The organism is Oceanipulchritudo coccoides, from assembly GCF_010500615.1.
In the GTDB taxonomy this organism is placed as follows: Bacteria; Verrucomicrobiota; Verrucomicrobiia; order Opitutales; family Oceanipulchritudinaceae; genus Oceanipulchritudo; species Oceanipulchritudo coccoides.
Genome location: NZ_JAAGNX010000002.1, coordinates 2,490 through 26,786 on the forward strand (window position 1 = coordinate 2,490; position 24,297 = coordinate 26,786).

At 51.5% G+C, this 24,297-nt stretch carries 35 protein-coding genes; 34 read left to right on the plus strand and 1 reads right to left on the minus strand.

Annotated features, from left to right (window positions below; all coding sequences use genetic code 11):
* Positions 1-153 precede the first annotated feature (153 nt).
* The 33 genes from G0Q06_RS05630 (at position 154) to G0Q06_RS05785 (ending at position 21,999) form a co-directional block, all read left to right on the plus strand.
* Positions 154-405 carry a type II toxin-antitoxin system Phd/YefM family antitoxin gene (locus G0Q06_RS05630; protein ID WP_163963362.1) on the plus strand — a complete coding sequence of 84 codons (252 nt, stop codon included), beginning with the start codon at positions 154-156 and terminating at the stop codon, positions 403-405.
* Complete coding sequence (locus G0Q06_RS14755; protein WP_163963364.1) at positions 395-682, plus strand: type II toxin-antitoxin system RelE family toxin; 288 nt, start codon at positions 395-397, stop codon at positions 680-682. Before G0Q06_RS05630 ends, G0Q06_RS14755 begins: the two co-directional genes overlap by 11 nt.
* A gap of 314 nt (positions 683-996) precedes the next feature.
* The gene (locus G0Q06_RS05640) at positions 997-1,479 is read left to right on the plus strand and encodes a hypothetical protein (protein WP_163963365.1); all 483 of its coding nucleotides are present in this window, start codon (positions 997-999) and stop codon (positions 1,477-1,479) included.
* Between the two features lie 146 nt (positions 1,480-1,625).
* A complete protein-coding gene (locus G0Q06_RS05645) occupies positions 1,626-1,868 on the plus strand; it encodes a type II toxin-antitoxin system Phd/YefM family antitoxin (RefSeq protein ID WP_163963367.1) in 243 nt (80 codons plus the stop codon).
* Positions 1,862-2,128 (plus strand): Txe/YoeB family addiction module toxin, encoded by a 267-nt coding sequence (locus tag G0Q06_RS14760; RefSeq protein WP_425496120.1) that lies wholly within the window; start codon positions 1,862-1,864, stop codon positions 2,126-2,128. Before G0Q06_RS05645 ends, G0Q06_RS14760 begins: the two co-directional genes overlap by 7 nt.
* A gap of 89 nt (positions 2,129-2,217) precedes the next feature.
* Positions 2,218-2,610: a cupin domain-containing protein gene (locus G0Q06_RS05655; protein ID WP_163963371.1), complete on the plus strand. Its 393-nt coding sequence runs from the start codon at positions 2,218-2,220 to the stop codon at positions 2,608-2,610.
* Between the two features lie 121 nt (positions 2,611-2,731).
* Entirely contained in the window at positions 2,732-2,914 is a 183-nt protein-coding gene (locus G0Q06_RS14765) for a type II toxin-antitoxin system VapB family antitoxin (RefSeq protein WP_163963373.1), read from the plus strand.
* Complete coding sequence (locus G0Q06_RS14770; RefSeq protein WP_163963375.1) at positions 2,914-3,273, plus strand: PIN domain-containing protein; 360 nt, start codon at positions 2,914-2,916, stop codon at positions 3,271-3,273. Before G0Q06_RS14765 ends, G0Q06_RS14770 begins: the two co-directional genes overlap by 1 nt.
* A gap of 123 nt (positions 3,274-3,396) precedes the next feature.
* A complete protein-coding gene (locus G0Q06_RS14465) occupies positions 3,397-3,870 on the plus strand; it encodes a hypothetical protein (protein ID WP_238710358.1) in 474 nt (157 codons plus the stop codon).
* Positions 3,871-4,056: 186 nt separating this feature from the next.
* Positions 4,057-4,278 (plus strand): CopG family transcriptional regulator, encoded by a 222-nt coding sequence (locus G0Q06_RS05670; RefSeq protein WP_163963377.1) that lies wholly within the window; start codon positions 4,057-4,059, stop codon positions 4,276-4,278.
* Entirely contained in the window at positions 4,265-4,522 is a 258-nt protein-coding gene (locus G0Q06_RS14775; protein ID WP_163963378.1) for a type II toxin-antitoxin system RelE/ParE family toxin, read from the plus strand. The genes G0Q06_RS05670 and G0Q06_RS14775 overlap by 14 nt, the downstream gene beginning before the upstream one ends.
* 150 nt (positions 4,523-4,672) lie before the next feature.
* Positions 4,673-5,278 carry a MarC family protein gene (locus G0Q06_RS05680; RefSeq protein WP_163963380.1) on the plus strand — a complete coding sequence of 202 codons (606 nt, stop codon included), beginning with the start codon at positions 4,673-4,675 and terminating at the stop codon, positions 5,276-5,278.
* Between the two features lie 169 nt (positions 5,279-5,447).
* Positions 5,448-5,834: a hypothetical protein gene (locus G0Q06_RS05685; RefSeq protein WP_163963382.1), complete on the plus strand. Its 387-nt coding sequence runs from the start codon at positions 5,448-5,450 to the stop codon at positions 5,832-5,834.
* A 127-nt stretch (positions 5,835-5,961) separates the two neighbouring features.
* Positions 5,962-6,399: a VanZ family protein gene (locus G0Q06_RS05690; RefSeq protein WP_163963384.1), complete on the plus strand. Its 438-nt coding sequence runs from the start codon at positions 5,962-5,964 to the stop codon at positions 6,397-6,399.
* Between the two features lie 196 nt (positions 6,400-6,595).
* On the plus strand, positions 6,596-9,340 hold the full coding sequence (locus G0Q06_RS05695; RefSeq protein ID WP_163963386.1) for an autotransporter outer membrane beta-barrel domain-containing protein: 2,745 nt from the start codon (positions 6,596-6,598) through the stop codon (positions 9,338-9,340).
* Between the two features lie 34 nt (positions 9,341-9,374).
* Positions 9,375-10,154 (plus strand): PhzF family phenazine biosynthesis protein, encoded by a 780-nt coding sequence (locus G0Q06_RS05700; RefSeq protein WP_163963388.1) that lies wholly within the window; start codon positions 9,375-9,377, stop codon positions 10,152-10,154.
* A 77-nt stretch (positions 10,155-10,231) separates the two neighbouring features.
* A complete protein-coding gene (locus G0Q06_RS05705; protein WP_163963389.1) occupies positions 10,232-11,089 on the plus strand; it encodes an aldo/keto reductase in 858 nt (285 codons plus the stop codon).
* A gap of 86 nt (positions 11,090-11,175) precedes the next feature.
* Positions 11,176-12,075 (plus strand): nucleotide kinase domain-containing protein, encoded by a 900-nt coding sequence (locus G0Q06_RS05710; protein WP_163963391.1) that lies wholly within the window; start codon positions 11,176-11,178, stop codon positions 12,073-12,075.
* A gap of 31 nt (positions 12,076-12,106) precedes the next feature.
* On the plus strand, positions 12,107-12,652 hold the full coding sequence (locus tag G0Q06_RS05715; RefSeq protein ID WP_163963393.1) for an NUDIX hydrolase: 546 nt from the start codon (positions 12,107-12,109) through the stop codon (positions 12,650-12,652).
* A 15-nt stretch (positions 12,653-12,667) separates the two neighbouring features.
* The gene (locus G0Q06_RS05720) at positions 12,668-13,042 is read left to right on the plus strand and encodes a gamma-glutamylcyclotransferase family protein (RefSeq protein ID WP_163963395.1); all 375 of its coding nucleotides are present in this window, start codon (positions 12,668-12,670) and stop codon (positions 13,040-13,042) included.
* Positions 13,023-13,517, plus strand: coding sequence for a GNAT family N-acetyltransferase (locus G0Q06_RS05725; RefSeq protein ID WP_338045113.1), 495 nt, complete (start codon positions 13,023-13,025; stop codon positions 13,515-13,517). The genes G0Q06_RS05720 and G0Q06_RS05725 overlap by 20 nt, the downstream gene beginning before the upstream one ends.
* The gene (locus tag G0Q06_RS05730) at positions 13,514-14,062 is read left to right on the plus strand and encodes a hypothetical protein (RefSeq protein WP_163963399.1); all 549 of its coding nucleotides are present in this window, start codon (positions 13,514-13,516) and stop codon (positions 14,060-14,062) included. Before G0Q06_RS05725 ends, G0Q06_RS05730 begins: the two co-directional genes overlap by 4 nt.
* Positions 14,063-14,068: 6 nt before the next feature.
* Positions 14,069-14,524 (plus strand): SRPBCC family protein, encoded by a 456-nt coding sequence (locus G0Q06_RS05735; RefSeq protein ID WP_163963400.1) that lies wholly within the window; start codon positions 14,069-14,071, stop codon positions 14,522-14,524.
* Between the two features lie 31 nt (positions 14,525-14,555).
* A complete protein-coding gene (locus tag G0Q06_RS05740; protein WP_163963402.1) occupies positions 14,556-15,035 on the plus strand; it encodes a dimethylsulfonioproprionate lyase family protein in 480 nt (159 codons plus the stop codon).
* Positions 15,036-15,038: 3 nt separating this feature from the next.
* Positions 15,039-15,581 (plus strand): hypothetical protein, encoded by a 543-nt coding sequence (locus G0Q06_RS05745; RefSeq protein ID WP_163963404.1) that lies wholly within the window; start codon positions 15,039-15,041, stop codon positions 15,579-15,581.
* Positions 15,578-16,114, plus strand: coding sequence for a GNAT family N-acetyltransferase (locus tag G0Q06_RS05750; RefSeq protein WP_163963406.1), 537 nt, complete (start codon positions 15,578-15,580; stop codon positions 16,112-16,114). The genes G0Q06_RS05745 and G0Q06_RS05750 overlap by 4 nt, the downstream gene beginning before the upstream one ends.
* A 92-nt stretch (positions 16,115-16,206) precedes the next feature.
* The gene (locus G0Q06_RS05755) at positions 16,207-16,605 is read left to right on the plus strand and encodes a VOC family protein (RefSeq protein ID WP_238710359.1); all 399 of its coding nucleotides are present in this window, start codon (positions 16,207-16,209) and stop codon (positions 16,603-16,605) included.
* Between the two features lie 14 nt (positions 16,606-16,619).
* On the plus strand, positions 16,620-17,195 hold the full coding sequence (locus tag G0Q06_RS05760; RefSeq protein WP_163963408.1) for a hypothetical protein: 576 nt from the start codon (positions 16,620-16,622) through the stop codon (positions 17,193-17,195).
* A complete protein-coding gene (locus G0Q06_RS05765) occupies positions 17,192-17,566 on the plus strand; it encodes a VOC family protein (RefSeq protein ID WP_163963410.1) in 375 nt (124 codons plus the stop codon). The genes G0Q06_RS05760 and G0Q06_RS05765 overlap by 4 nt, the downstream gene beginning before the upstream one ends.
* Positions 17,567-17,581: 15 nt before the next feature.
* Complete coding sequence (locus G0Q06_RS05770; protein WP_238710361.1) at positions 17,582-17,950, plus strand: hypothetical protein; 369 nt, start codon at positions 17,582-17,584, stop codon at positions 17,948-17,950.
* Between the two features lie 62 nt (positions 17,951-18,012).
* Positions 18,013-18,189, plus strand: coding sequence for a hypothetical protein (locus G0Q06_RS05775; protein ID WP_163963412.1), 177 nt, complete (start codon positions 18,013-18,015; stop codon positions 18,187-18,189).
* An 8-nt stretch (positions 18,190-18,197) separates the two neighbouring features.
* Positions 18,198-18,500, plus strand: a complete 303-nt coding sequence (locus G0Q06_RS05780; RefSeq protein ID WP_163963414.1) for an antibiotic biosynthesis monooxygenase family protein — start codon at positions 18,198-18,200, stop codon at positions 18,498-18,500.
* Between the two features lie 40 nt (positions 18,501-18,540).
* The gene (locus G0Q06_RS05785; RefSeq protein WP_163963416.1) at positions 18,541-21,999 is read left to right on the plus strand and encodes a sulfatase-like hydrolase/transferase; all 3,459 of its coding nucleotides are present in this window, start codon (positions 18,541-18,543) and stop codon (positions 21,997-21,999) included.
* Positions 22,000-22,012: 13 nt separating this feature from the next.
* Here G0Q06_RS05785 and G0Q06_RS05790 read toward each other — a convergent pair whose 3' ends face one another.
* Positions 22,013-23,281 carry a 6-phosphofructokinase gene (locus G0Q06_RS05790; protein WP_163963418.1) on the minus strand — a complete coding sequence of 423 codons (1,269 nt, stop codon included), beginning with the start codon at positions 23,279-23,281 and terminating at the stop codon, positions 22,013-22,015.
* A gap of 94 nt (positions 23,282-23,375) precedes the next feature.
* Here G0Q06_RS05790 and rarD point away from each other — a divergent pair, with 94 nt between their 5' ends.
* On the plus strand, positions 23,376-24,269 hold the full coding sequence (gene rarD, locus G0Q06_RS05795) for an EamA family transporter RarD (protein WP_163963420.1): 894 nt from the start codon (positions 23,376-23,378) through the stop codon (positions 24,267-24,269).
* The last annotated feature ends 28 nt before the right edge of the window (positions 24,270-24,297 follow it).

Here is a 24,297-nt window from a genome sequence, read left to right on the forward strand (position 1 = left end):
AATGAACAAGAACCGAGAGAAAGTGAAAGGGGCACAACCAGTCGCTGGTGGCAACGCCGCTCGCTAGCGCTCGCAGGCGTGCCACAGCTTTAACGGTTGAGTGGACAAAGAATTTTCTTGCGAAACCTAAAAAGACCAGAATATAGTACTTTAATGAATACTGTTTTAAGTCTATTTTCAGCAAGTGTCTCGGAATTAAAAAAGAATCCGAGCGGTTTGTTGCAACAGTCTGACGGAGAACCGGTTGCAATATTGAACCACAACCGTCCAACTGCCTATCTTATACCGGCAAGCACATATGAAGAAATGCTTGAGCGTCTAGAAGACGCGGAATTGATGGAGATCGTGGAGTCCAGGAAGGGTCAGAAATCTCGGGCCAAGGAAGTTTCCCTTGATGAGCTATAAGCTGTTATTCCTCCCATCAGCGCGGAAAGAGTGGGATAAACTCGGTTCCACAGTACGGGAGCAGTTTAAGAAGAAACTTGCGGAGCGGATTTCGGACCCAGTTGTCCCTAGTGATCGGCTAACTGGACAAAAGAATTATTATAAAATTAAACTCAGGAGTTCAGGTTACCGCTTAGTTTACGAAGTAGAAAAAAAGACGGTTAGCATATTTGTCATAGCGGTGGGGAAGAGAGACAACTCACAGGTTTACAAGAAGGCACTGAAAAGGCGACGATGATAAACACTCAACAAGTCGCTGGTGGCAACGCCGCTCGCTGATGGGCCTACGCCCTTCCCGCTTCGCCTTGCAGGCTTCGCGGGACAAGCCGGGCTTCGGCCCACAAGCGCTCGCGCCGCACCACAGCTTTAACGTTGGCCGGGTAAAATTGTTATTGATGACCCACAGGGTTCCTGAAAGAATATTTTGCATGTCCACGGTAGTAAAAAGAAGACTCAGAGAGCCATCCGATGATCTTAATCGTTGGGCGGAAGTATCTCCGCAGGAAAGACTTAAGGCCGTAGAAGTGATTAATCGACTTGGAGAACCTCAATATGCTAAACAAGCATTTCCAAGAATTCATAGAGTTATTAGAAAAGCACGAGGTTGAGTACCTCGTAGTCGGTGGCTATGCGGTGGGGTTTCACGGATTTCCCCGATATACCGGAGACTTGGATGTTTTCATTGGCATCAGTGAAGAAAACTCCAAAAGAATACTAAAAGTCTTTTCCGATTTTGGGTTCTCAGATCTGGGATTGGAACCGGCAGATTTCCTGGAGGAAGAAATCGTAATCGAGATTGGTCGAGAGCCGATGAAAATCCAAATCCTGACAGGGATCGATGGCGTCACTTTCAAGGATTGTTACAAAGAGAAGGTATTTCTTGAGTTGGATGAGAAAAAGAAAATTCCGTTTATCGGATATGAATCTTTATTGAGAAACAAGAAGGCCTCGCCGCGGGCAAAAGATAAAATCGATTTTGAAGAACTTAAGAGAATAAAGGGCCAACCAGTCGCTGGTGGTGACGCCACTCGCTGATGGGCCTACGCCCTTCCCGCTTCGCCTTGCAGGCTTCGCGGGACAAGCCGGGCTACGGCCCACAAGCGCTCGCAGGCGTGCCACAGCTTTAACGTTGGCAAAAAGAGTTTCTTGACAGAAGTACGTAAAAGCGTACGCATTAATCCATGACCACAATTTCAGCAACAAAGGCGAGAGCCAACCTGTACACCCTGATTGATGAAACGAATGAATCACATGAGCCGATTCAGATCACCGGCAAGAGGGGGAATGCAGTTCTAGTTTCAGAGGATGATTGGCGAGCCATTCAGGAGAGCCTGTATCTGCAATCTATTCCCGGCATGGTGGACTCGATTAAGAAAGCTCGAAAGGAAGGGCCTGGTAAAGCATCCAAGGAATTAAAGTGGTGAAATACACTGTTATTTATTCGAGGCAGGCGCAGAAGGACGCCAAGAAATTAAAAAAGAGTAATCTTAAAGAATCTGCCTTAGAATTAATTAAAGTTCTAGAAAAGAATCCCTTACAGAATCCACCACGATATGAAGCTTTGAGAGGTGAACTGAAGGGCTGCTACTCCCGAAGGATAAACATCCAGCACCGTCTAGTTTACGAGATCCTAGAAGAAGAGAAAATTGTTCATGTCCTTAGAATGTGGACTCACTATGAATAAATATGCCAACCAGTCGCTGTTGGTGACGCCACTCGCTGGCGCTCGCAGGCGTGCCACAGCTTTAACGTTGAAATGGCATAGCAGACAAAATGAGTAAGTTTAATATAAAATGTTTGGTATCTAGTATAGAGACTGGAGGCAAAGTCTCAGTATTTGAAGAAGTCGTAACCCCGGGATCTGGACCTCCTTTGCATACACATGAAGAGCAGTTAGAAATCTTTCATGTAATATCCGGGCATATTCAGTTTGAATTGGAAGGGGAAAGAATAGACGTCTACACTGGTGGTACAGCAACAATTCCGCCTGGGAAGAAACATGCGTTCGTTAATAAGTCTGAAAAGAATTCTATTATTCACTTTGAATTGCTTCCTTCTGGAAAGTCTGAGGAGTTTTTCGAGAGGCTAGTGGCAGGAAGGTTTGAAGATATTCCCAGCTTATTTGAGGAGCATGGTCTCAAGCTGCTTGGACCTCCAATTAAATGAATATATTTATTTCAACCAGTCGCTGGCGGTGACGCCGCTCGCTAGCGCTCGCAGGCGTGCCACAGCTTTTACGTTAGTGAATAGTATTGACAGTGCATACTGTATATGCATACATGTCTGCATGAGAACAACATTAAACATTGACGACACCATCTACGAAAAGGCTGCCAAACTGACGGGAATCCGGGAAAAGACCCAGTTACTTCACGAAGGATTAAGGACCTTGATAGAAAGAGAAAGTTCCAGGAGGTTGGCGAAGCTTGGAGGAAGTTCACCTAAGGCTGAACAGATCAGGAGAAGATAATGGTCCTTGTAGACACATCGGTATGGATAGATTTCCTACGACAAGGGAATGAGAAATTAAAGAAACTTCTCGAAGATGGGGAAGTAGTAACACATCCCCTGGTGATCGGAGAGTTACACATTGGAAACATTTCGAAGAGAAAGCAGTTTATAAAATTGTTGGATGATTTGCCAGCGATCAGAGAATGTTCACACACTGAGGTGCTTTACTTTATCGAGGAAAGAAAGTTGTACGGGAAAGGAATTGGGTATTTTGATGCTGCCATTTTGTGCTCAGCAATAATCTTTGAGACTCCCCTTTGGACATTAGATAAGCGATTAGATTCAATTTCAGAAGCACTAACCAGTCGCTGGAGGTGACTGCGCTCGCTGAGCCTCCTGCGCCCTTCCCGCTTCGCCTTGCAGGCTTCGCGGAACAAGCCGGGCTTCGGAGCCCAAGCGCTCGCAGGCGTGCCACAGCTTTAACGTTAGGGAGATAATAATATGAGCTTTTTACCGAAAGATTTTCAAGTTCCAGAACTAGTGGAAACCGATCATTTTCGAATGCGATCGATAACAATTCATGATGTTTTCAAGGATTACGACGCAGTGATGTCTAGCCATGAGCACCTATGGCAACGGTTTGGCGAAATCTGGGGGTGGCCTAGCAAGGATCTTACAATTGAACAAGATATCATAGATTTGGGATGGCATCAGAAAGAATTCCAACTTAGATCCTCGTTTGATTACGCAGTAATGTCCCTAGATGAATCAAAACTACTTGGTTGTGTATATATTGATCCACCTATGGAGGATGGAATCGAAGCAGAGATATGGTTTTGGGGTAGACAAAGCGAGTTGTTGAGTGGATTTGAGGATCAACTCGAAAATTTTTTGCTATCCTGGATCGCATCAAGTTGGCCCTTTACCACTGTTATACTAAACGGATCAGTTCGCTCTATAGATCGAGGTAATTAATGTGGTGTCGAATATTTGATTCCTGCAAAACCCTAACCAGTCGCTGGAGGTGACCGCGCTCGCTGAGCCTCCTTCGCGGGACAAGCCGAGCTTCGGAGCCCAAGCGCTCGCAGGCGTGCCACAGCTTTAACGTTCTCCAAAAAAGACAGTTGACGTTAAGACGTTTTAGCGTTTAATCTCATACCCATGAAAAGAGCGACAATTTATTTTGAAGAAGACATCCACAAGGCCTTGAAAGTTAAGGCCGCAGAAGTGTCTACATCCGTATCTGATTTAGTAAACGAAGCAATTCGTAGCAGCCTCCAGGAGGACCTTGAGGACTTGCAGGCTTTCGAGGATCGAAAGAATGAACCTACTATGGATTTTGAACAGTTTCTCAAGAAGCTGAAAGAAGATGGAAAGCTATAAGATTGTCATCAAACGTTCAGCGACGAAAGAAATTGAGAGAATTCCCAAATCGCACCGAAAGAGAATCGTTTCCAAGATCCAAGAGTTATCGAAGGAACCCCGCCCTTTGGGTGTTAAGAAATTGAGTGGAGAAGAGAAGTACAGGATTCGCCAAGGAGATTACCGGATTTTGTACAAAGTCGAGGACTCGATCATTACGGTCACAGTTGTAAAGGTAGGGAATAGAAAAGATGTATACAGGTAATATTGGGAGAACCACCCGCTGGTGGCAACGCCGCTCGCTGATGGGCCTACGCTCTTCCCTCTTTGCCTTACAGGCTTCGCGGGACAAGTCGAGCTTCGGAACCCAATAACTTGCCACAGTTTTAACGTAAAGATTAATTAACCATTTAAGATGAATGATTACATACAGGCATTTGTAACAATCGTTGCACTGGTGAATCCAGCAATCTGCGCACAGATGTTCTCCGAGTGCACTGCAGGCCTTTCGAAAGAACAAAGAACTACGGCGGCTATAAAGTCTGTCGTTGCGATCACGATCATCTTACTTCTCGCTGCAGTAGCTGGAATCTCCATTTTAAATATATTTGGAATTTCCCTAAATGCATTTTCCTGTGCGGGCGGGGGAATCCTGGTATGGATTGGCGCCAGCATGATCAAGTCGGCACAGAAAGAGCCCGAATCGCTGTCCAAAGACGACACACGCAAGACGTTTTCACTAGCTCCATTAATATTGTTCGGTGCGAGTCCGGGGACAATCACAGGCGTGATTACTGTATCCGCATTTCACGGCCACCAGCTATTACCAATTCCTGCAATTCTCGGCGTTCTTACAACTTCATTGGTTCTGGGAATGGTGTTACTTCTTTGTGCAATGTTCTCTAAGAAGACTCAAAAACCCTCAATGGCAAAAAGGATGATCACTAGTTATATGGGGGTTATTGTCATCGCTATGGGGGTTCAGTTTATTCTATCTGGAATTAAAGCTTTCTTAGCTTAAACTCGAACCAGAGGATTGCGGCAGATCGACACCGGGTTCCCAGCCAAGGACGTCAAAGTAACGACACATATTCAAACTGCAACATACCGTTGGGGAGAGCAGTTGGAGATCTATGCCACCTCAAACTGAAACCTCAGACACCTTAACTTGAACATTCGTTAATGATAATATGAAAACACAAGTACAGTTCCGTTCGAACAAGTTTCCACCCTATGAAAAGGAAGAAGAGGAAATAAATCCAGGATTATGGGGTCGCCGGCTCGCGGAGTATTTGATTCAGAACTTGAAGGAAAAGGGAATCGAAGTCGAGGAGGCGATCGCCGAGGACTGGGGTTACTATATTCCGATCAAGAACAAGGAATTCCGTCTAGCAATTTGCTGTGGCCACCAGGATGGAGAAGAGGATGAGTTTTTGTGTTTCACTGATCCAAGCAAACCACTAGTCCGAAAGCTATTCAGGAAGATTGATGTATCGAGAGAGCTTGAAAGGCTTACCAAGGCATTGGATGAGATTTTATCGAACGATCCTGATATTCGGGAATTAGAGTGGACATAATTGCATCAATCCCGGACCAATTGCTCGCGATGACGCCGGTAACTGAGACTCGCTGGCATACCACACCATTAGTGTTGGTTGAAGTTATTCTATGCCTCGGTACACGATAATTTACACTTGGTAGCAAATGAAACCTCTCTACGAACAGTTCACGAGCAAAGAGCAATGGAGGACCGTCGATGTCAGGCGAGTAAGCTACGTAGTCATAATGATTCTTTCATTTATTGTGACAGAAATCGGGAGACATTCCTACAGGCCGATAATTTACCGAAATGAGATTAACGATTTCGGGCTGGCGGATTCCATCGGCAACATGGGAGGCATCGTGGTCCAGGTTTTCTTTGCCTTAGTACTGTTCAATTCACATTTAAAACAAGGATTCAAATTGATCGTTTTTCTTGTGGTGGGATATATTTTCTACGAGATCCTACAGCCAGTTTTGCCTAAAGGAACATTCGATTGGAAAGATGTGTATGGAACAATCCTTGGGGGTGCCTTTGCGGCTATCCTGTTCTTTGTGATTCAAAAATATTTCAGGAGAAACAGAGTTCTTTTCAAATTATAATCCATCCCGCGCACAAGATGAGCGGGCGCTGATGGTGTCGCCTGTGGCGTTTATGCGGTGCGGCGGCACTTTTCCTTCTTCACGGCATCACATAAGTTTGCCTAATAGGTCGCATTAGCTTGACCAAGCTAGTCGAAAGATAAAAATGGGCGCCATGCGACACAAAAGCCGGAAATGCCATCAAATCACAGCTATTATGACGATCAGCCTTTGGGCTGTCTGCCTTGTGGACGGGCAGGAATTCCGTGAATGGGTTGGGGAGAGCACAGCGGTCTGGGAGAGCCCGACAAACTGGAACCCGAACCTTGTCCCGGACACGATCACGGAGGGGGCCCGGGTGAGCGGATCCGTCGTGAATGTGGGGAGCAGTTTCACCTTGGGGGCTCTAGAGATAATCGGGTCCGGCAACGTGGTCATGAACCAGTCGAATGTGATGACGGTGGACCGGCTTGTCACGGCGGGAGGGACCCTGTCCGGGACGGGAACGGTAAGCATTCGTAACGGCGGGGGCATGAGCGGCTCGATCGGCCACACCTGGGACGGGTTAACGGTGATCGTTGACGGGTCCTTTGATGTGAAAGTCCTCACATTGAACAATTCCCCGACGGTGGAGAACAAGGACACGATGGTCTTCGACGACAATGACTCGATCGGGGATACCAATCTGATCACCATGGATGAGCCCTTGCCGACGACCTTCTTCAACACAGGATTTCTGCGCAAGGAGACCGGCACCGGCACGGCAATCTTCAGCGCCCGCTTTGTGAACGACGGGGAAATCTTCTCCCAGAGCGGCACCCTGCAAATCCCTGCAGGCGGAATCAACAACGGATCCATCCGGACCCAGGGTGATGGCATCGTGCGGATGGCGAGCCGGGAGATCCAATTTGGTGATGGTAGCTCAATTTCCGGCACGGGGACAACAAAGGTTGCCAGCGGGCACATCACAGCCAATGCGGGCGTGACGGTTCCGGTAAACAATTTCACAATGGAGGGGTCGAGTTCCCGCATGGGCGGGGAAGGAAGTTTTGAGCTCAGCGGAGACGCCCTTGAGTTCAAGGCGGGCCAGTTCAAGGACAGTGTAACGATCCGGATAAAGGAGGGCGCGTCCCTTGACGTATCCGGAAGCGTCTGGCTCCAGGATACTTCCCTGCTCGTCAATGAAGCCGGGGCGATGATCACAATGAGTGCGGCCAGTTCAACTTTCACCAACAACGGCATCACGACCCTTCAGAACCTGGGAACGATCGAGCTGACCAATGACGGTGACCTGACCAATAACGGCCCCTTCGGCGAGCTCTCCTTCATGGCGCTGGACAATGACGGGGTAATCCGGAAGACCGGCGGCACCGGGACCTCGCTCTTTGCCAATGTCCTTGAAAATGACGGGGACCTGTTCTGCGGATCGGGAACAATCCAGATGAATTCCACCGGTATTAGTCGCGGAACTTTCACTACAGAAGGAGACGGTATTATCCGGATCAGCTCCAGCGGCCTTGTCTTCGAGGATGGCAGCTCGATTACTGGCACCGGCACGACCAAACTCTCGAGTGGCTTTATCCAGGCAGCCTCGGGGGCCACGGTGGCAGTCAACAATTTCCTTTCGGATCTATCCGGTTCACGCCTGGGCGGCGAAGGCGAATTCCAGTTCAGCGGCAATGCCCTTGAGTTCAAGGGCGGCCAGTCGAAGGACACGGTGACGATGAGAATTCTCAACGGGGCCTCGCTGGCAGTCACCGGTGGATTCACCCTCTATGATACCACCACGCTGGTCAATGATGCCGGTGGCCTGATCACGCTCAGCGAGACAAATTCCGCATTCACCAACTCCGGCCTGACAACCCTTCGCAACGAAGGAATAATCGAGTTGACGAATGACGGTGACATCACCAACAACGGCCCGTTGAGCCAGGCCTCGTTCACAGCAATCGAGAACAACGGCAGCATCCTGAAGACAGGAGGGACCGGAGACTCTTTTCTCGCTTTCGGGGATTACAGTGGAAGCGGTTTGCTGCGAGTGGAGACGGGGACCATTCGCATGAGCGGAATCAGTGGCCGGAACGAGCTCACGGGCACCGTGGAGATCCTGCCGGGGGCGACCCTGCGCGGAGCCTCGACCTTGGAGTTTGCCCCCGGGACAACTGTAAGCGGCGAAGGGACAATCCGTTCCACATTTGTGAATTTCGGCGGAACGACCGCTCCCGGCATGTCGATCGGCACGCTGGCCGTGACCGGCAACAGCTCCTTCGAGGAGACCTCAACCTTCGATGTGGAGCTCGGTGCGGCAGGTGCGGCAGACAAGCTGGCAGTCTCAGGCAATGCGACCATCGACGGCACGCTGGCCGTGACCTTGGAGGGGGCTTATACGCCAGTTGAAGGTGACAGCTGGACAATCCTTGAAGCCAGCTCGGTCAGTGGAAGCTTCGACATGATATCCGCCCCCGACACGGCTGACGGCTTTGGCTTTTTCGCGGATTACAATGCCACGAGTGTTTCGATACACTATGAGTTCATCGGATTCCGGAGGGCGGTCGAACAGGCAACGGGCAACCCCATTTCGGCGGGAGCCGACCTGAACGATTTCGTAGATGAAGATTCGGATGGCGACGGCCTGTCGGACCTGCTCGAGTGGGTTTTCGGGACAGACATTGGCAACCCGGACACGGGACGTGGAATGGAAATCATTTCCTTTGACGAGCAGACGCCGCAAACGGTGAGGTTCCGCGCACCGGTGAATCCCTTTGCCCTGGATACTGTCATGTCCCTGGAAATGGCAGAATCTCCCGATGGCACGTATATGGAAGTCCCAATGATCCCGCTCTCCGGTTCGGATGAGGTCATCGATGCCCTACCCTACAAGAGCTTCGAGATTGAAATCCCGGGAGGTCCCGGGCAGGCTCGTTTCTACAGGTTGACTGCCCGCCTGGCTGATACCAACTAAACTGGTTGTCAGGGCGTTCTTAAGAAACTGGAAAATGAAACTTCCCCTCTATCAAATCGATGCCTTCGCCGAAAAGCCCTTCCAGGGGAACCCGGCCGCAGTATGCCCTCTTGACCGTTGGTTGCCCGACGAGACCTTGCAGGCAATTGCAGAAGAGAACAACCTGTCGGAGACCGCGTTCTATGTGAAAGAAGGTGAAATCCATGACCTGCGCTGGTTCACCCCAACGAAGGAAGTGGACCTTTGCGGACACGCGACACTAGCCGCTGCATATGTCATATTTGAGACTACCGGAAGTGATTTGCAGAAGATTACATTCCACTCAAAAAGTGGCCCCCTCCACGTTTCAAGGATGGGCGATCTGTTGGAGCTCGATTTCCCCTTACAAACAGGCGTTGAATGTGAAGCGCCACCCGAACTGATCGAGGGATTGGGCCAGGTTCCGTCCAAGTGCTTCAGGGCGAAGGATTACATGGCAGTTTATGAAACTGAAGCGTGCGTCAATGCCCTGTCTCCGGATTTCGCCAAACTAAAGGAATTGGATTTGCGCGGCGTGATCGTAACGGCTCCCGGGAATTCCTCGGATTTTGTCAGCCGTTTTTTCACACCGAACTTTGGAATTGACGAAGATCCTGTCACGGGCTCGGCCCACTGCACATTGACTCCCTACTGGGCCAAAAGGCTTGGGAAGAATGAGTTGCGGGCGATACAAATCTCCAAGAGGACAGGTCATCTGCGCTGCAGTCTAAAGGACGATCGAGTTCTCATTTCCGGGAGAGCCATCCCCTACCTGAAGGGATCCATAAATTTCTAAGGCGAACAAGACAGCGCCTGACAGGGTGGTTTACTTTGGCGTTGAAGCGGGTGAATAATACCGATAGGTAAACTGTCATGCTTCCAACCCTTGAATTCGGCAGAACCGGGCACACGAGCTCCCGGCTGATTTTTGGTGCCTGCGCGTTTTATGACTGCACGCAGGACGATGCGGACCGCACACTCGATCTTGTCCTTGAAAAAGGCATAAACCATATCGATACAGCGGTGGGTTATAACAAATCGGAGGGGTTGATGGGGCCGTGGCTGAAACACCACCGGGACCAGTTTTTCCTGGCAACCAAGACCGAAATCCGTACCCGGAGGGAGGCCAAGGAGGAGCTTTACCAGTCTCTCGAAAGGCTCAAGACCGATCACGTGGACCTGTGGCAGATGCACTGCCTGATTGACCCTCAAGAATGGGAAACGGCCATGGGACCCAATGGCGCACTTGAAGCATTTCTGGAGGCCCGTGAAGAAGGTCTGGTAAAGTACCTCGGTGTCACCGGACATGGTATTGATGCTGCGGACATGCACCTGAAGAGTTTGGAACGGTTTGATTTTGACAGCGTTTTGCTCCCATACAACTACGCCCAAATGCAACACCCGCAGTATGCCGCAGGTTTCAGTAAACTTGAAGAGATTTGCACGGACCGGAAGGTGGCAATGCAAACCATCAAATCAATTTCACGGGGACCCATGGGCGACCAACCCAAAGTCTACAACATGTGGTATGCCCCGTTGGACGACCAGAAGGCAATTGATCATGCCGTGCATTGGGTGCTTGGTAATCCGAAGGTGTTTCTCAACACACCAGCGGATATAACCCTATTGCCAAAGGTGATCGAGGCAGCGGAAAACTTCGAAGATAAAACTTCGGATGACATCATGGAAAGGGATATGAGTGCGTTTGGTATTGAACCGCTTTTCTCATAGACCTCCAACCACGCACCGATGGGCTTCGGTCCACACTCGCTCACGGCTTACCTTGGATTTCATCTCGACCATTAAACGGGCATACAATGACAACAAATACGGATAATCCTTATCTAAACGCTTTGGCAGGACTGGAAATCAAGGACCCCGTAAAGGCCTTTTTTGAATGGTGCATCGAAAGGGAGAACATCCGTAGCAAGCGTGAGGCCGGGGAACCCCTACCATGGACGAAAGATCCTGTGTTTCAGAAAGGACGTTTTCTGAATGTATTCAGGGAGGACGACAAGGGCACCAAAGCGGTTCTGCGCTTTGCCGAGGCGACAAAGGAGTCGGTCCCCGACCTGATTTACGCTCTCTTCTTTGCCCGATGGTGCAATCAGTATTCCACCTTGACTATTCTCAATGCCAACATCCTGAAAACGCCACACGATCTTCGTCATGCCCTTCTGGAGCTTGTGCCCCAGCCGTGGGATTCAGAGGTCTATCCCGTAGTGCCAATTCAGTGGGAAGGCCGCACATACAACCGACTGGAAGCCTGTGTGGACCTGTTTCCAGAATGTCTGGACTTCCTCGAGGATTGTATCCGCTCAGCTCACGGAAACGTAATGGAGGCGAACAATCGCATCAATGCGCGTTTTCAGATGAGCAACGATTTCCCTATCTTCATGGCGCTTGTTGATCTGGCCTTGCTGAGGGCGGACTTGATCAGACCGGAAAGCCCGGTGCCGACAGGCATCGGTGCGGCACCGTTTCTTGACCTGCTCCAGCAACATCTCAAATGCCGCAGTCACCAGGAGGCCGCGGACAGGATGATTGAACTTCAGCCCGTCTACTGGCCGGAAGCGCGAAGACAATTCATGCCCATTGACATCGAATACCTCTCCTGCGAGTGCCGGAAGTACTTCAGCTATGTGAATGGAACAAAAAGATTCGAGGGCAAAAACATGTTTATTCCATCTTCAACGAAGCCGGCAAACGAAGACTGATAAACGAAGCTGCGGGAAAACTATCAAAGACATGCACAGACAAAACATTATTGAACAACTGGAAAGGTATGGACGAACCCATAGGGAAGAAAATGAAACCGTTGAGCGGTTTTTAAGTTTTGTCCGTCAATACGAGGACTGTTGTGAAAGATCCTTATCCGTTGGCCACGTGACCGGATCAGCCTGGGTGGTTAATAAGGCCGAAAGCCATGTCTTGTTGACCCACCATAAAAAACTGAATCGATGGCTTCAGTTAGGTGGCCATTCGGACGGTGACACGAATACCTTGCGGGTGGCCTATCGTGAAGTGAAGGAGGAATCAGGGTTATCAGATTTGGCTCATCTTGGTGATGGCATTTTTGATATCGATATCCATCCCATTCCAGCACGCAAAAGTGAAGAGGCACATTTCCATTACGACATACGATTTGCATTCCAGGTGTCCGGTTCTGAGGAATTTGTGATCAGCGATGAGTCCCATGACCTGAAGTGGGTGGAGATAGAAAAGATTCAGGATTATACAAAAGAAGAATCCATGATGAGGATGGCTTCGAAGTGGAAGCGAAGAACCCAGTAATTCAAGACAACACCAATGGAGAGACTTTTTTCATATGGAACGCTCCAGCAGGAGAATGTTCAGCTCGAAACCTTTGGCCGAAAGTTGTTCGGAATTAAGGACGCCCTGCCAGGGTACACGCTTGAAGAAATAGCAATCAAGAACCCGGAAGTTATCAAGAGGAGTGGAAAAATATTTCATCCAATGCTCAGGAAATCGGGAAACCCGAATGATGCGGTGCAAGGAACTGTTTTTGAAATTACCCAGGCAGAATTAATGAAGGCGGATCAATATGAGGTGGATGATTACAAGCGGGTGATGGAAATGTTTAGATCAGGTTTTAGCGCATGGGTTTATATTGATAGCCAGCAACTAACTGAACCAACCAATAGTGGTGCAAAAAAAAATTAAGTTTATGAACAGCGACCTGATCCTTGAACCCGTCGACCGAGAAAACTGGATTGAATGCGCCGAGCTGGAAGTCGAGCCAGATCAAGCCGGGCACCTTGCCTCAAACCTGAAAACAATAGCTGAATCCGCGTTTGAGCCACACTACCAACTGAGGGCAATAAAGGCTGAAAACAAGATTGTCGGAATGTTGGCGTATTGCCCGGAAGTCGATGAACCCATTCAAGGGCTTTACTGGTTGTTTCGCATCATGATAGACAAGGCTTATCAAAGTCGGGGCTATGGAAAGCGGGCGATTAAATTGGCAGTCGAGGAAATGTGGAAAAAAGGTGCCATCCAAATCAGGACCATGTGCCGCCCCGATAATCAAATTGCACAAGCCTGCTATTCTTCCTTAGGTTTTTCCAAGGCCGGAACCCTGGACGATGGAGACATGGTTTTCGAATTGGCCAAACCCATCATTCAAACAAGCCCATGATTGCACCCATACCAAAGAACATTGAATTACTGGAAGACCATGGAAATCTAATCATCAGGAGGAAATGGTTTGGTCCAAGGGTTATATTCCTGACAATTTTCTGTATTTTCTGGGATGGTTTTCTCGTCGCCTGGTTTTGGATCGGTTCACAACAAGGGAACATGCCCCTGGCCCATTTTCTATTTCCCTTGATTCATGTGGCAGCAGGTATCGGCATCACCTACTATGTCATTGCCTGTTATGTGAATAAGACGGACATCGTCATTTCGCCGGACAACTTGAGTGTTAAAATCTATCCAATCAAATGGCCCGGGGAGGGATCATTCCCGATCCTTGAGTTAAAGCAGCTATACACTTACGAGAAAGTGACACGGACAAAAAACGGAACATCAATCACCTATGAGGTCCGGATATTGGACAGACAAAACAAGGAAAAGACCTTGGTCAAGGGACTGGACGACAAGGCACAGGGGCTTTTTATCGAAAAGGAAATTGAGAAGATAATCGGCGTGAATGACGAAAGAGTGGTCGGCGAGGTTGGCTAACGTACGGTGAAAATTATTACAAAAAGAACATTCAGGGCATTACCGCTAGAGCTGTGGGAAATTATCCATAATCCCAGCAACATGCCTGCATGGAATCCAAAGTGCCTTACCTGCAAGGATATTATCCAAAGTGAACCAGGGCGAAAGTTTGCCGTAACCTACAAGATGAAAGGGAAGCACACCGACGCCGTAGGTGAATTGATCTCCAGCAGGAAGGAGAAACTGATTCACTTCCGGTATTTCTACGAAGATAAGGCAAAGGTTGGGACAGTGGATGAGGTATTTGAAATCATTCCAGCCGAAAGGGGTAAAACTTTGCTGATCCACACGGTGGATTTTAGTAAATCAACTTTGCCTTATTGGGTGAAGCTGTTGATCGGGTTCCTTGGCCGCTTTGGAAAATCCATGGGCAGGGGGCCAATGGATGGAATCGCCTCCTTGCTTCAGGCAACACGCCGGTGACTAATTCCATCTTTAACATCAGGAAAATCAAATGAACAAAATCAATACCAACACACTATCCGAGCATGCATGGGAATCTCCGAAGGGAAACTTCAAGGCCGCCTCAAAGAATGTATCCATCGAGCTTGGACGTGATCCAAAATCAATGGACCTGATGAAGCGTCATCCGTTCGATGTGGAAATACTGAGGATACCGCCGGGAGCAATCCCCTACCCGTTTCATTCCCATAGCGCTCAGTGGGAATTCTATCATGTGATTTCAGGCAGCGGCAAGGTGCGCGACGACGACGGATGGAACGAAGTGGAAGCCGGGGATGCCTTTATCTACAAACCCGGTGAAAATCATCAGCTACAAAATGATTCGGACAGGGATTTGATTCTCTATGTGATTGCGGACAATCCAATTGGGGAATCCTGTTACTATCCGGACAGCAACAAGTGGAATGTTCCCTTGCCCACGAGAAGGTGCCTACGATCGGAAACAATTGATTACTTTGACAGGGAAGAATAGAGCATGAAAAACTCATTACATTCCAGTTTCCAAATCAAATTTACCCTGCTGGTAACAGTGATCGTCTGGGGCCTGCTGATCTGGCAGCATTTCAATGGAGGCGTTCCCAATCACTACATCCTGCACCGGTCCGACCTGGCGGCGATCTCCAACTGGTGGGGGGCAGTTCTCCTTCCCGGATTGTCATGGTTTCTCGTCGGTTGGATTGTCAGGCGCGAATCCGGAAGCATCCGGAAGGTTGTTGTTATTTCCTTTGTTGGGGCGCTGTTGTACGGGATCGGCTTATCCGTCTCCTATTCCTTTGGCCTGGAAAGCCTCGCATCGCTGATGGGCCCTGCCCTGTTGATCCTTGCCCTCCTTCTTCCTATCTACAGGCCCGAGTACTACCTCGGTTTTGTACTGGGCATGTCCTACACCTTTGGTGCAGTCCTGCCCACGGTGTTCGCGCTCATTGTCGCGGTTCTCTCCGCCGCCATCTATCACCTCATCCGGCCAATTCCATTCTGGCTTTGGGGACTGGCAAGAAATGGAGCCGGGAAGGGATGATTTTCAGGCGGTTCACAGCGGATGAGACAGCCCCTATCGTGTCGCTGGTCCGGGAAGTCTTTGGCAGTTCAGAAGGCGAGGCGGAAGGGGAATTAATCGGCAAGCTGACAAGTGACTTGATCAGCGGGACAAGCGAAACCGACCTGCATGGATTCGTAGCCACCGATGGTGCGCGGATCATCGGAGCCATTTTATTCACCCGCATCACCATCCGGGAAAACACGGAATCCTTCATCATGGCACCGGTGGCCGTACACTGCGACTACCAGGGAAAGGGCATCGGGCAGCGATTGATCCGACATGGCCTCGATACGCTCAGGAAGGAGACTGTCCAGTTCGTCATCTCCTATGGGGATCCAAATTACTACAGCAAGGTTGGCTTCCAGCAGATATCACCGGAAGTCATACGACCGCCGCTCAAGCTGTCCCTTCCGCACGGCTGGATCGGCCAGTCGCTCACGGACGAATCCATCGACAAGCTGTCGGGGGACTGCATCTGCGTCGAGGCATTGAGCGATCCGGCATACTGGTGAGGATATAAAGGCAACCATGACCATGAAGATGAGTGCAAAACGGGAAGATACATGTGAAAGGCGCTTGCGCATACTCATTGAGTCCTCGGAAAATGGCATCAGAGTTCCACCGCTGGTCATCGGGTGCCGAGACAAAGGAACGTGATCAAAAGAGAAATTTCCAAAGGCCTTCTCACTCGGGCTTTGACCTGCTTCTTGAAACTGCACAGAATCCGGGAATCATGAAAGGTATTGGATTAAGGGAACTGGCGTTTGTGGGATACCCCGTGACAGACTTTGATGCCGCGAGGGCATTCTATGGCGGAATCCTCGGCCTTGAGGACCTGGATAAGGCCGTCAGGCATCTTGAGGAAAACGGCGTAAAGGTAGTCATGGGGATCCAGGACTATCCGGTTTGCCGCCTTGCCCTGATCGCCGATCCTGATGGCAACACGATCGCCCTGCACCAGAAGAAGCCGAACCATCCGGATGTGGCATCCGGACCAGCATAAATCAGCCACTCGCCATGCTATATTTTATAAGCGGCGCCTCACGGTCCGGGAAAACGCTGGTCGCGGAGCGAATTTTTCGGGAGCACCATATTCCCTACATGTCCCTCGACTGGCTGGTCATGGGGTTCACAAACGGCATCCCGGAATACGGCCTGCACGACAAGCTGTTCCCAGACGAGATTGCTGAACGCTTGTGGAGCTTCCTGAACGCCATATGCGAAAGCATGATCTGGTCCGGGATTGACTACGTCATTGAAGGCGAAGCGATCCTGCCCGAATTGATCTGCGAATTCCTCGACAAGCATCCGGGCAAGGTCCGGATCTGTTTTCTGGGCTATACCGATGTCGACATCGAACAAAAGGTGACCGAGATCAGGAAACATAGCGCTGGTGAATTAGACTGGCTGACAAAGGAGCCTGATAACTATGTCCGCCAGCACGTCGAAAACATGGTCAACCACAGCCGAATGATCAAGGAAGGCTGTGCAAAGACCGGCATGCAGTATTTTGACACCGCGGAAGATTTTATGGCTTCACTCGACGCCGCGACTGCGTATTTAATCCATCAACCTGAAGACAAGACATCATGAAAGTACAAGAAATCGCCTTTTCCTGCTACCCTGTCACCGATATCGACCGCGACCGCGGCTTTTATGAGGGACTGCTGGGCCTGAAGCCTACGGTGGACCAAGCCTTCGAGGGTGGTTCCCACTGGATCGAATACGACATCGGGCCCGGGACCCTGGCCCTCGGCAAGACACCCGGAATGGAGCCGGGAAGGACCGGCTGCAGCGTGTGGCTTGAAGTGGACAACTTTGATGCCGCCATTGATGAGCTCAAGGCCGCTGAAGTGGAGTTCAACTTTGGTCCGATTGAAACCTCCGTCTGCCACATGGCCCTTGTCCACGATCCGGACGGAAACCTCGTTGGTATCCATCGCCGGAAGGATAATCACGCCTAGCTCATCTGCTCGCCCTTGTTTTCGAAGACGATCGCCCTTGCCGCGGCTAACAGCCTTTCATTAATCTCAACACCGGACATTGAAAGCACTCCTATTAATACGATCATTCAAAAGAACCACGTCTTCGCTTATCTCGGGCTTGCCACCTGTCTGGTTCTGCTTGTCCCGCTGGTCGCCATGCAATTCACCGAGGAAGTTCGCTGGTCACTGATGGACTTCATCGTGATGGGGACCTTGCTCATGTCGGGCGGCGCACTGTTTGTCATTTCCGCGAGGATGACAAAGGGGAGGCACACTCTTCTGCTTGGCCTCGTGATTGGCCTGGCCTGCCTGTATGTCTGGGCTGAGCTGGCCGTCGGTTTGTTCTTCAACCGGGGAAGTTAATTCCGGACGATTATTGCTGGCATCACCGTTCCATCTGAGCTATGAAATAAGGAACAGAATTTATGAATGAAAACAGCGTATATATCAGTCTTGCAGCCATAGTTGGGGGCATAACCCTCTCAGCTATCGTATTGGTCGGCGTCTTTTCACCCGACAATATGAGCACAGCCGCCTGGGTAGCCGGATCCCTCTCAGCGATGGGGATTTGTCTGGGGTTCTTCGCTTCAAAAAAGAACTAGGCTCCCGGATGTACTGTGTCCTATTGGAGTTCATCCCGGTTCCCGGCAAGGAGGAGGAATTCCTCAAGGCCTGGAAGGAACTGACAGCTCACATCTACAGCAATTACGGAAGCAAGGGCTCGCGTATACACAAAAGCGAATCCGGAAAGTTCATCGCCTATGCGCAATGGCCGGACAAGGGCGTATATGACAACGTTACCGGTGACGATGAAGGAGCCAGGCTACGCGAAAACATGATGCGGTTTCTTCAGAAGAATGGGATTCGCGTCCTTGAAAAACTGGAAGTGCTGGAGGATTTGCTTGAGCATTAGGCCACAATCAATCGGCAGGAGCGCAGCGGCCTACCGCATCATGAAGTTCTTGCTTGTAAGCCTGCTGTTGCTTCCTGCACCTGCGATGGCGGAACCGAATCTGGTTGTCTCGCGAAGTGCGTATGCGGAAAAGCTTGAGGGGTTCTGGCTCGGGCAATGCATTGCCAACTGGACCGGACTCGTCACCGAGATGGACAAGATCGGTGACGCTGGGGAATACCGTACAGGAGCATTTTACACGCGGGATGACTGGGGCAAGCCGGACCTGCCCAGCATCTGGTCCGACAAGCCAAGTGAGCTATCTCCGGTGATCGGTTTTGTCTTCCGCGGGGAAGATGAAATCTGGGGTGCCGATGATGATACGGATATCGAATACATGTACCAGCATCTGCTCGATACCAATGAAGTCAGCATTCTCACGGCGGAACAAATCCGTGATGGCTGGTTGAAGCATATCCGAAAGGAAGAGGAGAACTTCCTCTGGGTCTCCAATGAACGGGCCTTCAATTTAATGCAGGAGGGCGTCCTTCCACCACACACCAGTGATCCGGCAATCAATGCGGAATACGCGATGATCGACGCACAACTGACGACGGAAATCTTCGGGCTCTTCGCCCCCGGTCGTCCGGATGTCGCGAAACGCATGGCCCATCTGCCTATACGGACTACCGCCCGGGAAGATGCGGCATGGATTTCGGAATTCTATGTGACCATGCATGCCCTCGCTGCTTTCCACGAAAAAGGAAGGCCCGTGGGTGAGCATCTGGCTTGGTCAGCGAGCAAGGCAAGAAAGGGACTGCCGGATACATCCTACGCAGCCGCCATGTATGACTTTGTCCGGAAGCAGTACCAATCAGGGGTGCCATGGGAAGAGGCGCGCGATGAACTCCACGAGCGTTACCAAGTGCGGCACGAGGATGGTTACGACATGAGCCACAAGATCGGGAATGGCTGCTTTGCCGGGGGAATCAACTTTGGGGCAAGCCTGGTCAGCCTCTTTTACGGCGAAGGCGACCTGAAGGAGACCATCAAGATCGGGACTCTTGCCGGTTGGGACTCGGACAACCCGACCGCGACCTGGGGCGGCTTGATCGGTTTCCTGATTGGCAAGTCAGGCGTTGAGGAAAGCTTCGGGAGAACCTTTTCCGACCGGTACAATATTCACAGAACCCGTCAAGGTTTCCCCCGGCCAGTCGATACCTTCTCCCATATGGCGCAACGTGGCATCGGCATCATCGACCGCGTTGTTGAAGAGGAAATGCAGGGAACTGTTGATCCTGATGGGGATCTCTGGAAAATCCCCGCAAAACCAACAGGCATGTCCATGCAAACCATTGTATTCCCCGCCCCGTCAGTTGCTCCGCGAGAAATGCGCTTCACCATTCTTCTGCCGGAAGGCTATGAGGACTCCGACAAATCCTATCCGGTATTGTATCTGCTTCATGGATACGGAGGGAACCATATTCAGTGGATTGAATTCGGTGTTGAGGAGGCCGCCATCGGACATGACCTGATCGTTGTGATGCCGGATGCGGCAAATGCTGAATACGTCAACTGGGCCGTACCGGGTGACGGCTTCAAGGACAACTGGGAGGATTATATCGTCCAGGACCTCATCAGCTATGTGGATGCCCACTACCGGACCCATGCATGTCGCGAGGGCCGGGCTATCGGAGGCCTCTCAATGGGTGGAGATGGAGCCATGACCATCGGGCTTCGCCACCCCGAGATGTTCTGCAGCATTGCCAGCCACAGTGGCAGTCATGGTTTTAAGAATGAAATTCGCGAGCGCCTGAAGAAAGATGAGCCGGCTCTCATCTACGAGCGGGAAAGCTGGATAAGCGATTTTGACATTCCTGGATTCGGGACATTCGAGGAGCGTTCGGCTTCCGGCGAAATTGTTACCAGCCTTGAGGGGCTGGATGCCATCGATGAATTGAAACTGATTCAGAAAGTGCCGACGGAACAGATTCCTGACATCTATATCTGCTGTGGGACGGAAGATGACTTCTATGAGCGGTTCATTGCCTTCACCAAACTCATGCGGGACCGCAAGATCACCCATACCACCCGTGTCTCTCCCGGAGGCCACGACGATGCATACTGGAGTACCAGCATCCACTTTTCCCTTCCGCACCAGTATCAGATCATGCAGTCGCAACTGGCCGCTGTCGCGGAGTCGGAGGAAGGCGCGCCACCCAACATTATCTACATCCTGACAGATGACTTGGGCTACGGTGATCTAAGTTGTTACGGGCAGGAAAAGTTCCAGACGCCACATATTGACAAGTTGGCCACCGAAGGGATCAAGTTTACCCAACATTATTCAGGCAGCACTGTCTGCGCCCCGGCCCGATGCTCTCTGATGACAGGGCTCCACACCGGTCATGCCCAGGTGCGGGGAAACAGCCCTGTCTGGCCGGAAGGACAGGAGCCGATGGCAGCCGGGACCGTCACCATTCCCTCCCTTCTCAAATCGGCTGGATACACCACCGGGATGTTTGGCAAGTGGGGTCTGGGAGCGCCGGGCTCCGCCAGTGATCCAATGGTCTTCTTCGATGAGTTCTACGGCTACAATTGCCAGAGGCTGGCCCACTCCTATTATCCGGAATACCTGTGGCACAATAACGAGAAGGTTCCGCTGGATGGAAAGACGCACTCCCATGACCTGATCATGAATGCGGCACTGGAGTTTATCCAGTCGAACAAAGAGAAGCCGTTCTTCTGTTACCTGCCCGTCACGATCCCTCACGCGGCCATGCACGCACCAAAGGAGTTGCATGAGAAATATCGCAAGCTGTATCCACAGTTTGAGTCCAAAACGGGGAAATACGCCAAGACAGAGGTACAAAACCCAATTGCCGCCTTTCCCGCGATGATGGAGGCTCTGGATAACGGGGTCGGCGAAATCATGGCCCTCCTCGAGGATCTCGGTATCGATGACAACACCCTGGTCATTTTCACCAGTGACAATGGTCCCCATTCCGAAGGTGGTCACGACCCCGGATACTGGGACAGCAACGGTCCCCTCAGGGGGCTCAAGCGCGACCTGTATGAAGGGGGAATCCGCGTCCCGTTCCTTGCCCGATGGCCGGCAAATATCCGTGCGGGATCGACTTCGGATCATGTCTCCGCGTTCTGGGACATGATGCCAACATTTTGCGAACTGGCGGGGATTGAAACACCCACGCAGACAGATGGTGTATCGATGTTACCCGCGTTGACGGGTGGCCAGCAGAAGCCACACGACTACCTCTACTGGGAATTCACGGAAAGAGGCGGGTCGCAGGCAATCCGCCAAGGGAACTTCAAGGCAGTCAGGCTGAACGTGTCCCGGGACCCTTCAGCGAAAATTGAGCTATACGATCTGGCCAGCGACCCGGCCGAGGCAAACGACATCGCCAGTGACCATCCGGAGATAGTTCAACAGATGGCGAGCCTCTTCGCCGAGGCCCGCACTGAATCCGGAACATTCAAACTCTTCAAACCCGGCCAATGACCGGGGTGAATCCTCAGACCTCGATCTCGTAAGTTGGCAGGACACGTTCCACGTGGACCTTGCCCAGCTTCACAAAGTGCGGGAGACCGCTGTCATAAGGAATCTTCGCCTCGCCCTGGATGAGCGGGGAAGCGTACTTCACAAACTGATAGCTGAGCGATACGCCGTCCTCATTGATCCACGATGCCGGAAGCGGCTTGATGCCATTGGCAATCTCACTCAAGTCAGCGAGGCCTGTTTCACAAACGTAGGAATCAGAATCGCCGCGGGTCAGCGTGACCATCTTATCGGTCTCGCCATTGAGAGCCGCCTCGACCGCAGCCTTGCCCACGAGATAAGCTTCTTCGTTGTCCGTGGCGGATGCGTTGACAGCGGAAGCCCGCTGCGCATGACCCGGACGGAAAGAGCGTGTCTTGAGGCCGCTGAAGTGCTGGTCGATCAATCCCTTGAGGTAATCCCCTGCCCCGCCAAGCTGTGAATGCCCGAAGCTGTCCTGCCCGGCCGAGGAAGTGGAGATGTAATTGCCATCTGTGTCGACAAGGCCCTCGCCAACAACGATCAGGCAGTATTTTTCCTTCTTGAGGACATCCGAGACGTCATCGAGGAACTTGTTCGTTTCGAAGGCAACCTCCGGAAGATAAATCAAGTGGGGCGGATCATTCGGGTAATCACGGCGTTTGGCCAGTGTGGCCCCGGCGGCAATCCAACCGGCTGAGCGGCCCATCACCTCGAGAATATAGACGAGATCGTTCTGGCCCATTGATTCCGCATCGCAAGCCAGCTCACGAACGGTGGCGGCGACATTCTTGATCACGGAGCCGTAGCCCGGAGTGTGGTCGGTCACGACAAGGTCGTTATCGACCGTCTTCGGAATACCGATTACGCGCATTTCCCAGCCCGAGGCAGCAGCATGCTTGGAAATCCGGTCAGCGGTGTCCTGGGAATCATTTCCGCCAATGTAGAAGAAATAGCGGATATCATGTGCCTTGAAGACTTCCACAATGCGTTCCACGTCCGCATCCTTGCGAAGCTTGTAGCGGCAGGTGCCAAGGGCGGATGCCGGAGTATGGCGCAGCCCGCGGATCGCCTGCTGGGGCTCTTCCGCGAGATCAATCAAGCGCTCCTGGAGGATTCCCTGAATCCCGTTCAGCCCGCCATAGATTTCCTCAATGCAGCCATGATTCAGCGCCTCCTCGATCACTCCAGCCAAGCTGGCGTTAATCACCGCGGTGGGACCACCGCTCTGCGCTACCAATACGTTTCCTGTCAGTTCTTCAGCCATTGTACGTCAATTTTAAAGATCAAAGGCGCTAAAGTGTGGGCTTTGATTTTTCTTGGCAAATCATTTTAAAGGAATCTTCGTCAGGCGGTCCGTCATGTTCTACTCCTCCCACACCCGCGGCCTCGCCGCCATCATTCTGGCCTATTCCATCTGGGGGCTCTTTCCCGTGTATTGGAAGCTCCTGGGGAGGATTTCGCCGACTGAGCTCCTGTTTATTCGCCTGATCCTGACCTCCCTGAGCTGCCTGCTTCTGCTCCCTCTGCGTGGCAGCTGGAAGGATTTCCGGGCGGCCTGGCAAGACCGGCAGCAGCTGGCAACAAGCCTTTTCACGGCAATCCTGCTCTCCGGCAACTGGTTTGCCTTCATTTGGGCCGTGAACAACGGGCGCGTCATGGAATCCAGCCTGGGCTACTTTCTTTGCCCCTTGGTGAGTGTCCTCCTTGGGCGGGTGATCGAGCATGAACACCTTGGCGTGCGGCGCTGGCTGGCGGTCGGACTGGCCGCGGCCGGGGTCGGGACCCTCGTGATAATTGCCGGCAGGCTTCCGCTTGCGGCAATCTGCATTGCCCTCACCTGGGGTGGCTACGCCGTCATGAAAAAGCGCACAACGCTGGGTCCGGTAGTCGGCCTTGGCATGGAAACTTCCCTTCTGGCACCAGTTTCAGCCGTGATCCTGCTCATCATGGCCTTTCAGGGGCCGCTGACCATCACGACCGCTCCATCCGCGGCACTCGGCTTCCTGACCACCGCCGGATTCCTGACGGCGGCCCCGCTGTTGCTCTTTGCCTTTGCGGCCCAGCGAATCCGCCTTAGCACGATGGGAATGGGCCAATATATCGTTCCCTCAGCCCATCTGGGCCTGGCTGTGCTTTACGGTGAGCCGGTGACGGGTGGCGTCCTCGCCGGCTTTGCCCTGATTTGGTGCGGGCTGGTTGTCTACAGCCTGCCGCAGAGGAAGCGTGGCACAGCCTCTGAAAAAGGCGTTTGACTGACTGGGCCGCAACGGTTCGCTAAAT

Excerpts from the sequence above, each read along its gene's own strand:
- G0Q06_RS05630 (WP_163963362.1), top strand. The coding sequence starts at position 154 with ATGAATACTGTTTTAAGTCTATTTTCAGCAAGTGTCTCGGAATTAAAA.
- G0Q06_RS14755 (WP_163963364.1), top strand. The coding sequence starts at position 395 with ATGAGCTATAAGCTGTTATTCCTCCCATCAGCGCGGAAAGAGTGGGAT.
- G0Q06_RS05640 (WP_163963365.1), top strand. The coding sequence starts at position 997 with ATGCTAAACAAGCATTTCCAAGAATTCATAGAGTTATTAGAAAAGCAC.
- G0Q06_RS05645 (WP_163963367.1), top strand. The coding sequence starts at position 1,626 with ATGACCACAATTTCAGCAACAAAGGCGAGAGCCAACCTGTACACCCTG.
- G0Q06_RS05655 (WP_163963371.1), top strand. The coding sequence starts at position 2,218 with ATGAGTAAGTTTAATATAAAATGTTTGGTATCTAGTATAGAGACTGGA.
- G0Q06_RS14765 (WP_163963373.1), top strand. The coding sequence starts at position 2,732 with ATGAGAACAACATTAAACATTGACGACACCATCTACGAAAAGGCTGCC.
- G0Q06_RS14770 (WP_163963375.1), top strand. The coding sequence starts at position 2,914 with ATGGTCCTTGTAGACACATCGGTATGGATAGATTTCCTACGACAAGGG.
- G0Q06_RS14465 (WP_238710358.1), top strand. The coding sequence starts at position 3,397 with ATGAGCTTTTTACCGAAAGATTTTCAAGTTCCAGAACTAGTGGAAACC.
- G0Q06_RS05670 (WP_163963377.1), top strand. The coding sequence starts at position 4,057 with ATGAAAAGAGCGACAATTTATTTTGAAGAAGACATCCACAAGGCCTTG.
- G0Q06_RS14775 (WP_163963378.1), top strand. The coding sequence starts at position 4,265 with ATGGAAAGCTATAAGATTGTCATCAAACGTTCAGCGACGAAAGAAATT.
- G0Q06_RS05680 (WP_163963380.1), top strand. The coding sequence starts at position 4,673 with ATGAATGATTACATACAGGCATTTGTAACAATCGTTGCACTGGTGAAT.
- G0Q06_RS05685 (WP_163963382.1), top strand. The coding sequence starts at position 5,448 with ATGAAAACACAAGTACAGTTCCGTTCGAACAAGTTTCCACCCTATGAA.
- G0Q06_RS05690 (WP_163963384.1), top strand. The coding sequence starts at position 5,962 with ATGAAACCTCTCTACGAACAGTTCACGAGCAAAGAGCAATGGAGGACC.
- G0Q06_RS05695 (WP_163963386.1), top strand. The coding sequence starts at position 6,596 with ATGACGATCAGCCTTTGGGCTGTCTGCCTTGTGGACGGGCAGGAATTC.
- G0Q06_RS05700 (WP_163963388.1), top strand. The coding sequence starts at position 9,375 with ATGAAACTTCCCCTCTATCAAATCGATGCCTTCGCCGAAAAGCCCTTC.
- G0Q06_RS05705 (WP_163963389.1), top strand. The coding sequence starts at position 10,232 with ATGCTTCCAACCCTTGAATTCGGCAGAACCGGGCACACGAGCTCCCGG.
- G0Q06_RS05710 (WP_163963391.1), top strand. The coding sequence starts at position 11,176 with ATGACAACAAATACGGATAATCCTTATCTAAACGCTTTGGCAGGACTG.
- G0Q06_RS05715 (WP_163963393.1), top strand. The coding sequence starts at position 12,107 with ATGCACAGACAAAACATTATTGAACAACTGGAAAGGTATGGACGAACC.
- G0Q06_RS05720 (WP_163963395.1), top strand. The coding sequence starts at position 12,668 with ATGGAGAGACTTTTTTCATATGGAACGCTCCAGCAGGAGAATGTTCAG.
- G0Q06_RS05730 (WP_163963399.1), top strand. The coding sequence starts at position 13,514 with ATGATTGCACCCATACCAAAGAACATTGAATTACTGGAAGACCATGGA.
- G0Q06_RS05740 (WP_163963402.1), top strand. The coding sequence starts at position 14,556 with ATGAACAAAATCAATACCAACACACTATCCGAGCATGCATGGGAATCT.
- G0Q06_RS05745 (WP_163963404.1), top strand. The coding sequence starts at position 15,039 with ATGAAAAACTCATTACATTCCAGTTTCCAAATCAAATTTACCCTGCTG.
- G0Q06_RS05750 (WP_163963406.1), top strand. The coding sequence starts at position 15,578 with ATGATTTTCAGGCGGTTCACAGCGGATGAGACAGCCCCTATCGTGTCG.
- G0Q06_RS05755 (WP_238710359.1), top strand. The coding sequence starts at position 16,207 with ATGGCATCAGAGTTCCACCGCTGGTCATCGGGTGCCGAGACAAAGGAA.
- G0Q06_RS05760 (WP_163963408.1), top strand. The coding sequence starts at position 16,620 with ATGCTATATTTTATAAGCGGCGCCTCACGGTCCGGGAAAACGCTGGTC.
- G0Q06_RS05765 (WP_163963410.1), top strand. The coding sequence starts at position 17,192 with ATGAAAGTACAAGAAATCGCCTTTTCCTGCTACCCTGTCACCGATATC.
- G0Q06_RS05775 (WP_163963412.1), top strand. The coding sequence starts at position 18,013 with ATGAATGAAAACAGCGTATATATCAGTCTTGCAGCCATAGTTGGGGGC.
- G0Q06_RS05780 (WP_163963414.1), top strand. The coding sequence starts at position 18,198 with ATGTACTGTGTCCTATTGGAGTTCATCCCGGTTCCCGGCAAGGAGGAG.
- G0Q06_RS05785 (WP_163963416.1), top strand. The coding sequence starts at position 18,541 with ATGAAGTTCTTGCTTGTAAGCCTGCTGTTGCTTCCTGCACCTGCGATG.
- G0Q06_RS05790 (WP_163963418.1), bottom strand. The coding sequence starts at position 23,281 with ATGGCTGAAGAACTGACAGGAAACGTATTGGTAGCGCAGAGCGGTGGT.
- rarD (WP_163963420.1), top strand. The coding sequence starts at position 23,376 with ATGTTCTACTCCTCCCACACCCGCGGCCTCGCCGCCATCATTCTGGCC.